Below are 262 nucleotides of genomic sequence, written 5' to 3'. Positions count from 1 at the left end.
AGCAAAACCTGAGAAGGCCAAAAAATAATGCAGATATGGGTGGACGCAGACTCGGTGCCATTGATTGCCAAAGATTTGATTATTAAGACGGCTGAACGTACCAAGACCATGGCTATATTTGTGGCCAATCAGCCGATCAAGCTACGCAAGTCGCCCCTACTTGTTATGACTGTCGTGCCATCAGGGTTCGACAAAGCTGATGATTATATCGTCGAGCAGATACAGGTTGGTGACTTGGCTATCACTAGCGACATTCCTTTGG

The 262-nt window shown here is 46.6% G+C and carries 1 protein-coding gene; it reads left to right on the top strand.

The annotated features are described in order from the left end of the window. Nucleotides 1–54 precede the first annotated feature (54 nt). Nucleotides 55–262, top strand: a 208-nt coding sequence (locus R2R70_RS21030; protein ID WP_410979054.1) for a DUF188 domain-containing protein, incomplete at its 3' end; no start/stop codon positions are given.

This window comes from Cobetia sp. SIMBA_158 (assembly GCF_046566945.1).
In the GTDB taxonomy this organism is placed as follows: domain Bacteria; phylum Pseudomonadota; class Gammaproteobacteria; order Pseudomonadales; family Halomonadaceae; genus Cobetia; species Cobetia amphilecti.
This window is presented reverse-complemented; position numbering and strand designations above follow the sequence as displayed.